The following is a 10,765-nucleotide window of genomic DNA, read 5'->3' as shown; positions in this document are numbered from 1 at the left end:
GCGAGAAGCCAAGTTTAATGCGCAGCCACTGAAATCTTCGGTGGGTTGATGTTGTGCTTTTTAAACTCTTTCATCACACGCAAGGTTATGTCGGTCTCAAACAGCTTCTCATACGCCGTATCCACAACATAAGCCTTACAGGTTAGTTGTATCGCTAAGTAGTTGTCAGTAATCGTCTGTTTAACCAGAACTGTAACCGGCTTAGGTAAATGGATGTAACGGCTTGAAGACGCTGCCTCTTGAATCAGGTCGCGGGCCAGTGTGATGTCTTCATTCATACCGACATAAAATGGAATCACCACCTGCATGTCTAACGCGCCGTAGTTACCACTGGTCGTCACTTCATTTAGGAACTTGTTGTTCGGAATGGTAATGATGTCATCGTTCAAGGTTCTCATTCGCACTGAACGTAAACCGATGGTAATAATATCGCCGTAGTTACCTTCGAACGTGACGCGGTCACCAACTTGAAAAGGTCTGTCAATCATCACCGTGATACCTGCGATGAATGATGCAGCTAAGTCTTTTAAAGCAAAGCCCACCGACACGGCAAGGGTACCACCAATCAAAGCCAGTATTTGGTCGTTAATTCTAAAGCTCATCATGAACACGATAAGGCCAGTGCTCACGTAGATGAAGAACTGAGTGAACGACTGCAGTTTTTGCAGCAGCATTCGATATTGCACGAATTGACTACCAAAACTGGTCACCATCGAGTTGATGAACTTAAGCAATAACCACATCGCAGCAATAACGATCATAGAGAAGAACACGCCGCTCCATCGTACAAGGCTTGCTATCTTTGAGATGTTTTCTACATTGGCTAACTCTTCCGTCGCAAAGGTCGGGAAACTGACAAGGCTTGCCAAGCCAACAAACAATAGGATAAATAACTTCTTCATTTTACTTCACCAATAGATGTTGACGGTCGAGAACGTTAGTAATGTGGCGGAACCAGTGCTCTGAAATTCGAGCCTTTTCTTCATGCCAACCAATATAACCACGGCTTTCAAAGTAACGCAGAATCCCCGTTATTTCTGCTGTACTTAGCTGCGTACAATCAGACAATACTTCCGGAGACGCGATTTCCAACTGCACAATAGAGCGAAGTACAGCCAACATAGGTTTCGGCATGTTTTCCAGTTCTTGCGCTTCAGGAACATGGAACAAGCGCACCACTGCTTGATCGGTCTCTTTGTTTCGATTTAATGAGAGACGGAAGAAACGCAGGGCAACAGTAGGGTTACCATCAGAGTAGTGCCACAAGATTCGATAGAAGCCTTGGCGTGCACGATCTTCCTCGCTCATGTCATCTTGGTCCCATTGTTTAGGCACCACCAAACCGTCAAACGACAACGGCTTTTCAAGGTCGGTATTGATACGGCTGTTGAGAAGCTCACCGACTTGTTTCTCTGTCCAACGTGGTAGGAAACATACCAAGTCAAACAGCAAACGCTCACCACGGGCTCGATCGACAAATCGCCAGCTCGATTTAGCAATTGAAATTACGATGCGGTGGTTCTTTTTAGAACGACGCAGCAAGTTGGTTAATCGAATCAGGTCAGAAAGGCCGCCAACCATTGGCTTAACCAATCGTTGTGCATTGTCGATCGCAATCAAGTACGTGGTTTTGCTTTTACGAAGGTGTGCCAAGATCTGAATCTCAGTGGCTTCTTCTTCTAAACCGATACTCACAGCTAGATGTGCTAACAGCTCTTGATAACCCGCGTAAGGGCAGCTCACATAAACAGGCTCAGCGTTTGAGACTTTGTGTAGCAAGGTATAAAGCAGCGTTGTTGCGCCCACACCACGCTCACCAGAAACAATGCAGATAGCAGGGCTGTCCGACATCAAGTAGCGAGACAATTGCTTAATTTCGTCACCTGCATAATCAACCAACGTGCTGTCGATGTTCCCCGGCAGAATGTATTCATAGGTTTGATCGCCTTTGATTCGAACCAAGTTTTGTTGGTTTTTATCAAGGTCAGACTGCTTAGCCACTTCGATTCTAAATAGATAAGCCAAAGCTTGACTAAACAGCGTGTAATTCGATAGCAGCGCCATGATGCGGTGCTGGAAGTTGTACACGCTCAGCCAAACGATGCCAATCGCTGTTGCAAGAATATTGAGTAGGAAGGTTTCCTTGCGGTTTACTGCCCAGTTCACCCACACCGGACGATCAGAAATGTGTTGCAGCGTATCGAACACTTTCGCACGCCATAATCTGAGTACCGAAATGGTGACCAGTACAAACCAGAAAAACAGGGCGCTGTAGATCCAGCTATAAATGGTGCCTTTACCTAGCGTAATGCTTGATATTTGCAGAGTCACGCCTGCAACAATGAAACTCCATACATAACGGCGAATCGTCGATAGGCGCAGCGCAATCACTTCTTGATTCGATGTGCGACCCAAGCGATACGCAAATTCAAGAATAAAGCTAATAGCAATCGAACCACCTAAAATCCACCAGGTGAAGATCTCGAGGAAAATCAAGTGTTGTAGGCTAGGGATGCTGGAAAGCACTCTTAATGAAAGCGTAATCGCGATTAACCAAGCGATTGCGCGATCGGCGCGGCTGATATACCAAATCACACGCACCAAGAAAGTAGGGTTCGTTTTCGCTTCAAGAAAGTTAATTCTGAACAACTCGATCAAGCGAGTGCTGTTGGCAAGCCACCACACTAAGCCAAAGTAGATAAAGAGCACTTTTAACGATGCGCCAATCACAGGCACCGGGGAAATGAAGATGTCTTTAACAAGTGCTTTAAAGCTACGGATTTGGAAGTAAACAAGATACTCAATATTGAGCTTAGTTAACTCCCACTCTTGCTTAAATTGAGTTACGCCGTATGGGCCAAAGCCCGTTAGACGCTCTTTATTAGCCGAGTTTGTCTGCTCTAACAGCTGTTGCTTGCTTACATTCAAGCTATTCAGGGTGACATAGCTAGTTTGGACAGCAAACCATTGTTCCGCATCGTTGTCATCTCTGTAAGCTTTCAGCTGTTGTTCGAAGGTTTTGATTTCCTGCTTTTGAACTCGCAGAACTTCAGCGAGCAAGATATTGACTTGGCGTCTGTCCGACGGCTCCATAAAGAGAGGGTCAGGTAATGAATCAATTCGATCATCGAGGTCAACAGCTGTATCAGACACCTGCGGCTGAGATTGTAAGTCATATTCCAAGTTGGCATGACTAGGCCAAGAGAGAATAGCCAAAGTGAGGATTAAGAAGCGCGATAGTGAACGCATAAAAGTCTCTTAGAATTATGAGGTTAGGATTACTATAGTTAGATAATCTTACTTTGTGAAATCCAACCCCGTATCGGGGGCGAGTACTTTGTTCCTGTTTTGACCAATTTTGTCATGAAATTGTCAGGGATTAGGCTAGTCTTGCCTACGTCTGTTGTTGCTTTGATCGGGTTGGTTTTTACTATGACCAAGCAGCATACGATATATTCAATGGTTGGCATGATTTGGGACGTTATATACCCGCGATTATAGAGTGTTGTTCGATATTTTGTTTTCCCTGAAAATCAACGGCTTTTAAGCAATAAACAGAAAATCAAAAATGTGAGTCAGCTCAAACTATGATTTGGTTAGGTTATCACTCACTTAATGGCCAGTAATTGCAATCAATACTTGCAGTTAAAGCCCTGAACAAGTAACGTTGCGGCGTTTTTCACATTAAAAAGGTAACGGCATTGATCTCCACAGCAAATATCACCCAACAATTCGGCGCTAAGCCACTTTTCGAAAATATTTCAGTTAAGTTCGGCGAAGGCAACCGCTACGGTTTAATCGGCGCGAATGGCTGTGGTAAATCGACGTTCATGAAGATCCTATCTGGTGAACTAGAGCCTACTTCTGGTAACGTAAGCTACGATCCAAACGAGCGCGTTGCTAAGCTAAACCAAGACCAATTTGCTTACGAAGAATTCACGGTAATCGACACAGTTATCATGGGTCACAAAGAGCTTTGGGCTATTAAGCAAGAGCGTGACCGTATTTACTCTTTGCCAGAAATGAGCGAAGAAGACGGCATGAAAGTGGCTGACCTTGAAGTTCAGTTCGCTGAAATGGACGGCTACATGGCAGAAGCGAAAGCGGGTGAGCTTCTTCTTGCGGTAGGTATTGAAGAATCTATGCACTTCGGTCTAATGAGCGAAGTAGCACCGGGTTGGAAACTGCGTGTTCTATTGTCTCAAGTACTGTTTGCAGACCCGCATATCATGCTTCTTGACGAACCAACGAACAACCTGGACATGGACACCATCAAGTGGTTGGAAGATACGCTAAACCAACGTAACTGCACAATGATCATCATTTCGCACGACCGTCACTTCCTAAACTCTGTTTGTACACACATGGCTGACCTTGATTACGGCGAACTTCGTCTATTCCCAGGTAACTACGATGAATACATGACGGCAGCGACTCAAGCTCGTGAGCGTCTACTGTCTGACAATGCTAAGAAGAAAGCACAAATTGCTGAGCTTCAAACGTTCGTATCTCGTTTCTCTGCTAACGCATCTAAAGCGAAGCAAGCAACGTCTCGTGCTAAGCAAATCGATAAGATCCAACTAGACGAAGTTAAAGCATCTAGCCGTCAAAACCCATTCATCCGTTTCGAACAGTCTAAAGAGCTATTCCGTAACGCACTTGTGGTTGAAAACCTGTCTCAAGGTTTTGAAGAAGACCTATACAACAAGTTCGACGGTATCTTCGAAGTGGGTGAGCGTGTTGCTATCATCGGTGAGAACGGTGTGGGTAAAACAACACTACTTAACACACTAGCGGGTGTTCTAGAACCTCGCACAGGTGAGTACAAGTGGTCTGAAAACTCAAACATCGGTTATTACGCTCAAGATCATGCACACGATTTCGAAACAGACATGAACCTATTTGATTGGATGAGCCAATGGCGTCAAGAAGGTGAAGACGAGCAAGTTGTTCGTGGTTTCCTAGGTCGTATGCTGTTTGGCCAAGACGACATCAAAAAATCTGTAAAAGTTATCTCTGGTGGTGAGCAAGGTCGTATGCTTCTTGGTAAGATCATGATGCATAAACCAAACATCCTACTTATGGATGAACCAACTAACCACATGGATATGGAATCTATCGAAGCGCTTAACTTGGCTCTTGAGAACTACAAAGGCACATTGTTCTTCGTATCTCACGACCGCGTATTCGTAGACTCTTTAGCAACTCGTATCCTTGAAATCAAAGATGGCAAGATCAACGATTTCCGCGGTACTTACGCTGAGTTCTTAAAAGCTCGTGGCTAAGCATTAAACGAGCCGTAGTTTTAACTACATATGCTTGAATTAATAAAACGCCGTCGTACTTTTAGTATGACGGCGTTTTTGTATCTATATGTTGTGAGCCGCTAACTCTTTACATCAGGATTACACATTAAAAGCAGTTAGCGAATCACCAAATCGAACTCACGCTTTTTGTCCGGCTGCTGATTGTTCACCTTTTACATCAAAATCAATCTTGTCTGCACCTGTGAACACTTGGAAGCGTAAACCTTTTGCGCGTGCAATCGTGGTGATGCCGAACTTCTGAGCCAAGTCCAAGCCCATTTGCGTTACGCCAGAACGTGATAACAGAACAGGGATGCCCATCTGTGCAACCTTAATCACCATCTCAGACGTTAAACGGCCTGTGGTGTAGAAGATCTTGTCTTCACCTGACTCTTTGTTAAGCCACATCTCACCAGCCAATGTATCAACGGCATTGTGTCGGCCAACATCTTCAACAAACGATAGAACCTTGTCGTCTTTACAAACTGCGCAACCGTGCACTGCACCGGCTTTCTTGTAGGTATCGTTATAATGAGTCAGCGCTTCAAGCGCAGTGTAGATTTCAGATTGCTTAATCTTAGTTTGAGGCACTTGGTAATCTTCCAACTGCTTCATCACGTTGCCATACATGGTGCCTTGACCACAGCCAGAGGTGACTGTCTTCTTCTTAAGCGCTTGCTCAAGTTGGCTCGTGTCTTCTTTGGTGATAACCGCTGCAGAGCTGGTTTCCCAATCGATAATGATAGATTCAATGGCTTCTGGATCAGACAGGAAGCTTTGGTTCTTCAAATAACCTAATACCAATGACTCAGGACGAGAACCCAATGTCATTAACGTTACGATCTCTTTCCAGTTCAACATCACGGTAAGAGGGCGCTCACACGCGATTTGTTTCGTTAGCTTTTCGCCATATTCATCAAACACTTCAACTTCGATTGTCTGAAGTGGGTTCTCACTGGTTTTTATTATGTTTGGTTTTACCACAGTCATTTCCTAGTTAATGAGATAGCGATTTTATGAGATAAGAAGTCAACAAGAGCAATAAAGCTCTAATTCATCAATGCGCTAGCTTGTTGGTGTCGCTAAAGCCTTAATTTCGATTACCGCTCTAGAACACACGATAGTGTTGCGAATAGCTAAAGCAAATCTTATTCCAAAATAACGGGGATTCGTTTAAACATGAAGCATTAGATTAAAATAGCGCAAAATATGAGAGTTCACCGGGGGAAGTTGTCTGAAATAACCGGTATCGACTAACGTTATAGTGACAAGTTAATAACGAACGCGATAGGTACGCACGTGAAGTTAACCTGTATTGGCGTGTTTATTGCTTTGTAGGGTGTATATGATTGCGCACAGTACAAAATGTCCTAAGTGCATTCAGAGCAAAGAAAATCAATTGGGTGAAGTATGTCTGAGATAAAAGAATTCAAAGAACAATATGAAAAAACAGAAGCAGCTTGGCCAATCGGTGTCCAAAGAATAGAGAAAGAGATCAAAACAGGTATCTGGGTAACAACGCAGTGGGAATTGACCGGGTTTGAATTATCACCAGAAGACGATACGCAAGACGTTTGTTTGCTGCAGTTACATAAAGACGAACGCACAGACTATCGATTCAACCTAAGCTCTCAGCAACCTAAGCTTTTCTTAGTAATGGATAATGTCGATTCTGATGTAAAGCCAGTTATTCAGTTACTTACGGCATCACAAACCGTTGCAGGACAATACATGGACGGTGACAACCAAGTACTTTCATACGATATTCCATTACCTGTACAAGCTTGGATGGAAGCGTTCATTGGTCGTCATGGCGAATTGTTAGAGACAAGACGTAAGAAACGTAAAGGTGCAGGTCGTTCGAATGGCAACTAACTTTTTTAGCCGTTGGTCTCAACGAAAGCTTGATGAATCGACTGATGAACCATCAAAAGCAGAGCTAACACTTGAGGAAACAGAGCTTACGTCCACAAAGGCTTCGACTGCAGCTTCAACTATAGACGTAGAAGGATCGGAGTCATTAGATCCTGAGACTTTAGAAAATGAGTCTTCTAAAAGTAATCAAGAAACTGATGCTGTCGAATCTCAAGCTATTGACTCTCAGGAGATAGCATCAGGAACGACTGAAGACCTGTCTGTTGCTCAATTATTGGTGTCAGAGGCCTCAGAAAGCGTAAAAAAAGCTGCACTACGCAAATTATTTCTCTCGGAAGAGTTTAACGTTCGTGATGGTTTAGATGATTACGACGACGATTACAGTAATTTGAAGTCTCTTTCTGAAGGGGTTGCGGAAACCTTGCGTGATTGGGTTAAAGATAAAACGGAAGAAGAAACTGCTCCAGAAGAAGAACAAACCATTGATAATCAAGATGAAAGTGAAGTTCTAGGGAATTCTGAAAGCGATCTTGAGATGTCTGATAATGAACTTAAAGCTTCACAAAGTGCCGAAATAACAGAAGAAGAAAAAGAACTGTATAAAAGCACAGTGTTAGATGTTAGCGCTACAGAGTCAGACGAAGCTGACCTGAAAGAGATGGGACAAAATATACCACACAAAAAATAGGTACATTTTGACTAAACACTCAATGAGCCGCTTGCGACAAAATGTCCCAAGCGGTTTTTTTATACGCACAATAAACGCTATAAAGTATTAAATTACTGATATATAAGCCTTATTAAACTGGCATGGCATTTGCTAAATAACGTTCATTATCAATTTTTTTGTAGATAGACGAGTTCACGGTCTGACGAACGGCACACTAGCTAAAGGGTTAGTTGTTAACGGATTACTCAGCAAGTTCTCTATCGCTTACTACAATGAAAGTTGAACAGATTATCCATGTCCAAAGATGGAACTGAGCAATGCTTAAACAATTATTAGAACAAGCAACTTCAAATAACGCTAAAGCAAGACTGTATGCATTTGAAAATACAGTTGAGTTAACAAATCTGATTCCACCTACTGTTAGCTACGAAAGCGGCGGTAATACTCTTGTTATTGGTCCAACTGCGATCATTGAAAGTGCTGCGGCGCAATTACCTCAATTGACGAGCCTAACCTTATTGTCGACAGACGGCGAAAAGGGCACAAACCCAGAACTGTACTTTGCGAATTCGGTTCAAGTATCGGGTTTCCTTGGCACGTTTGAAGTTGTGATCGAAAATAAAGGCACATCAAGTAACCTAGCGAAAGTCGCGATTAATCACGATTGTTTCGATGTTGTTCTAGACCTATGTCTGAATAGCTGCATGACAGAAGAAGTGCCTGTACCTGGTTATTACCCAGTAGGCCGTGGCTATCCAAAACTGGCTGAAGCACTGGAAGAGATTCCAACGCTAATGGGCACGTTCGATAAACCTAAGTTCTTCCGTCTAGACACTGACCTTTGTGCGCACAGTTCTCGTGGCGTAAAAGGTTGTGAGCGTTGTGTTGATGCTTGTCCTGCTGGCGCACTGTCAAGTGAAGGCTCAGATAAAACCGGCCATAAGATTGAGATCAACCCTTACCTATGTCAAGGCGTTGGTACTTGTGCAACGAGCTGTCCGACAGAAGCAATCTCTTACGCGTTGCCTAATCCTGACGATACTCAAAAATTCATAGAACGTACGCTAGCGAATTACGAGCAAGCGGGCGGTCTTGATCCTATCGTGCTTATCTGTAGCTCACGTCATGAAACCTACAATGTGATGGCTCTTAAAGCGCTACCAGATAACGTCATTCCAATCGTTGTTGAAGAACTTCCATCTATTGGTATTGATACTTGGTTTGCAGCTTTAGTAAATGGTGCAACTCAGGTTCTGTTTGCAGCATCTCGTTTTATGCCAGAAACCATCATTCGAGTTCTGAATAACGAAGTAGGGATCGCTCAAGAGCTACTAGACCAAATCGGTATTCCAAAAGAAACCATCGATATTTTGTACTTAGAGTCTCTACGTGAAGGTCCTCCAACATTATGCGTAGATTCATTCGATCTTGTACTTGGCGATCTTCAAGGCAACAAGCGCCAACGTCTATTCACAGCACTTGATGCAATGTCTTCATCTCGTATTCCAGTTGAGAACATTGTAGAGCTTCCTTCAAACGCGCCATATGGCACGGTTTCGTGTGAAAGCAAAGGTTGTACTTTGTGTATGAGTTGTGTGGCGGTTTGTCCGACACGCGCACTTCATACCGACGGTGCTTCTCCATCACTTAAGTTTGTAGAACAAGACTGTATTCAATGTGGCCTGTGTGAAAAAGCGTGTCCTGAAAATGTTCTGACTCTTACGCCTCGCATGAACTGGGTGAAAGAAGAACGTCAGAAAGCAGTTGTGATTCATGAAGAGAAAGCAGCGGAATGTATTCGTTGTCATAAGCCATTCGCACCTCAATCCATGATTGATATGTTACAGAACAAGTTACGTGGTCACTCTCATTTCTCAGATGAAGCAGCGATTAATCGTATTGCTATGTGTGAAGACTGTCGTGTAGTGGATATGTTCGATTCAATGGCTCAAGACCCATTGAAACAATTGAAATACTAGGAGTTAGCCTTGGAAACGAATTTGGATCAGGCACAAGAACAGACACTAAGAACTGAGATTTATTTGGTTCTATCTGCACTGTTTCGTAGCGCACCTTCTGAAGAGGTGATCGACTTTCTAAAAACACTAGACATTGAAGCGTCTGAAAGCGCGATGCAAAAAGCTTGGATTGCGATTCAACAAGCGGCAACAGAATCAAACCGTGAAGCTCTTGAAGACGAATATCAAGATTTGTTCATCGGCATTGGTCGCGGAGAGGTCGTTCCATTTGGTTCTTGGCATCGCACTGGCGCGATGATGGAAAAACCATTGGCAGAGATTCGTCGTGACTTAGAGCTTTTAGGCATTGAGCGTGACGATAAAGTGAAAGAACCAGAAGATCATATCGCTGCATTGTGTGAAGTGATGGCCATGCTAACTGCTGAGGAAGAAGCACTGCAACAAGCGGTATTCAATAAGCATCTTGGCCCTTGGTTCAACTCTTTCACTAGTCAGCTTGAAGGGGCCGAAAGCGCGAACTTCTACAAATCGGCCGCTCAGCTATGTGAAGCATTCTTAACGTTAGAACAAGTACGTTTTAGCGTGAATACAAAAAGCAGTAAGCACAAATTAAAGATTGATGTGAAAAACGTCACTGATTACGAGTAATCGAGCAGTACGCGATTATATCGATAGAGGGGCATTAAGCCTCCAAAAAAAGATCTACCGTAAGGTAAGGAAGCAATGATGAAAGATAATAAAGATATAAATACAAGCCGTAGGGACTTACTCAAAGGCTTGACGACTGCAGCCGTTGCTGGTGCCGTTGTCGCTGGTACAACTAAAGTGGCAACCGCTTCAGAAACTGTTGAAATTTCGAAAGAAGACGTGAAGAAGACTGGGTATCGTGAAACGCAACATATTCGCGATTACTACGACACACTTTAGGAGATAAC

At 43.5% G+C, this 10,765-nt stretch carries 9 protein-coding genes; 6 read left to right on the top strand and 3 right to left on the bottom strand.

Annotated features, from left to right (window positions below; genetic code table 11):
• Positions 1-14 precede the first annotated feature (14 nt).
• Positions 15-902 carry a mechanosensitive ion channel domain-containing protein gene (locus BCT34_RS17950; protein ID WP_076651608.1) on the bottom strand — a complete coding sequence of 296 codons (888 nt, stop codon included), beginning with the start codon at positions 900-902 and terminating at the stop codon, positions 15-17.
• A gap of 1 nt (position 903) precedes the next feature.
• Complete coding sequence (locus BCT34_RS17945) at positions 904-3,249, bottom strand: AAA family ATPase (RefSeq protein WP_076651607.1); 2,346 nt, start codon at positions 3,247-3,249, stop codon at positions 904-906.
• A 452-nt stretch (positions 3,250-3,701) separates the two neighbouring features.
• Between BCT34_RS17945 and BCT34_RS17940 the strand changes: the two genes are divergently transcribed.
• Positions 3,702-5,285 carry an ABC-F family ATPase gene (locus BCT34_RS17940; protein WP_076651606.1) on the top strand — a complete coding sequence of 528 codons (1,584 nt, stop codon included), beginning with the start codon at positions 3,702-3,704 and terminating at the stop codon, positions 5,283-5,285.
• 159 nt (positions 5,286-5,444) lie between these two features.
• Here the strand turns inward: BCT34_RS17940 and fdhD are convergent, their stop codons facing one another.
• Entirely contained in the window at positions 5,445-6,290 is an 846-nt protein-coding gene (gene fdhD / locus BCT34_RS17935; protein ID WP_102300562.1) for a formate dehydrogenase accessory sulfurtransferase FdhD, read from the bottom strand.
• 426 nt (positions 6,291-6,716) lie between these two features.
• Here fdhD and BCT34_RS17930 point away from each other — a divergent pair, with 426 nt between their 5' ends.
• The 5 genes from BCT34_RS17930 to BCT34_RS17910 all read left to right on the top strand — a co-directional run bounded on the left by BCT34_RS17930 (position 6,717) and on the right by BCT34_RS17910 (position 10,757).
• Positions 6,717-7,181 carry a DUF3305 domain-containing protein gene (locus BCT34_RS17930; protein WP_076651052.1) on the top strand — a complete coding sequence of 155 codons (465 nt, stop codon included), beginning with the start codon at positions 6,717-6,719 and terminating at the stop codon, positions 7,179-7,181.
• Positions 7,171-7,869 (top strand): DUF3306 domain-containing protein, encoded by a 699-nt coding sequence (locus BCT34_RS17925; RefSeq protein ID WP_076651053.1) that lies wholly within the window; start codon positions 7,171-7,173, stop codon positions 7,867-7,869. Before BCT34_RS17930 ends, BCT34_RS17925 begins: the two co-directional genes overlap by 11 nt.
• A 299-nt stretch (positions 7,870-8,168) precedes the next feature.
• Complete coding sequence (locus tag BCT34_RS17920) at positions 8,169-9,830, top strand: 4Fe-4S dicluster domain-containing protein (protein ID WP_076651054.1); 1,662 nt, start codon at positions 8,169-8,171, stop codon at positions 9,828-9,830.
• A 9-nt stretch (positions 9,831-9,839) separates the two neighbouring features.
• Complete coding sequence (locus BCT34_RS17915; RefSeq protein ID WP_076651055.1) at positions 9,840-10,478, top strand: molecular chaperone TorD family protein; 639 nt, start codon at positions 9,840-9,842, stop codon at positions 10,476-10,478.
• A gap of 78 nt (positions 10,479-10,556) precedes the next feature.
• On the top strand, positions 10,557-10,757 hold the full coding sequence (locus BCT34_RS17910) for a twin-arginine translocation signal domain-containing protein (RefSeq protein WP_008217926.1): 201 nt from the start codon (positions 10,557-10,559) through the stop codon (positions 10,755-10,757).
• The last annotated feature ends 8 nt before the right edge of the window (positions 10,758-10,765 follow it).

This window comes from Vibrio sp. 10N.261.45.E2, assembly GCF_002875705.1.
Taxonomy (GTDB): Bacteria; Pseudomonadota; Gammaproteobacteria; order Enterobacterales; family Vibrionaceae; genus Vibrio.
This window is presented reverse-complemented; position numbering and strand designations above follow the sequence as displayed.

Bases quoted from the DNA above. Each gene is read 5' to 3' on its own strand.
- BCT34_RS17930 (WP_076651052.1), top strand. From the start codon at position 6,717: ATGTCTGAGATAAAAGAATTCAAAGAACAATATGAAAAAACAGAAGCA.
- BCT34_RS17920 (WP_076651054.1), top strand. From the start codon at position 8,169: ATGCTTAAACAATTATTAGAACAAGCAACTTCAAATAACGCTAAAGCA.
- BCT34_RS17950 (WP_076651608.1), bottom strand. From the start codon at position 902: ATGAAGAAGTTATTTATCCTATTGTTTGTTGGCTTGGCAAGCCTTGTC.
- BCT34_RS17945 (WP_076651607.1), bottom strand. From the start codon at position 3,249: ATGCGTTCACTATCGCGCTTCTTAATCCTCACTTTGGCTATTCTCTCT.
- BCT34_RS17925 (WP_076651053.1), top strand. From the start codon at position 7,171: ATGGCAACTAACTTTTTTAGCCGTTGGTCTCAACGAAAGCTTGATGAA.
- BCT34_RS17910 (WP_008217926.1), top strand. From the start codon at position 10,557: ATGAAAGATAATAAAGATATAAATACAAGCCGTAGGGACTTACTCAAA.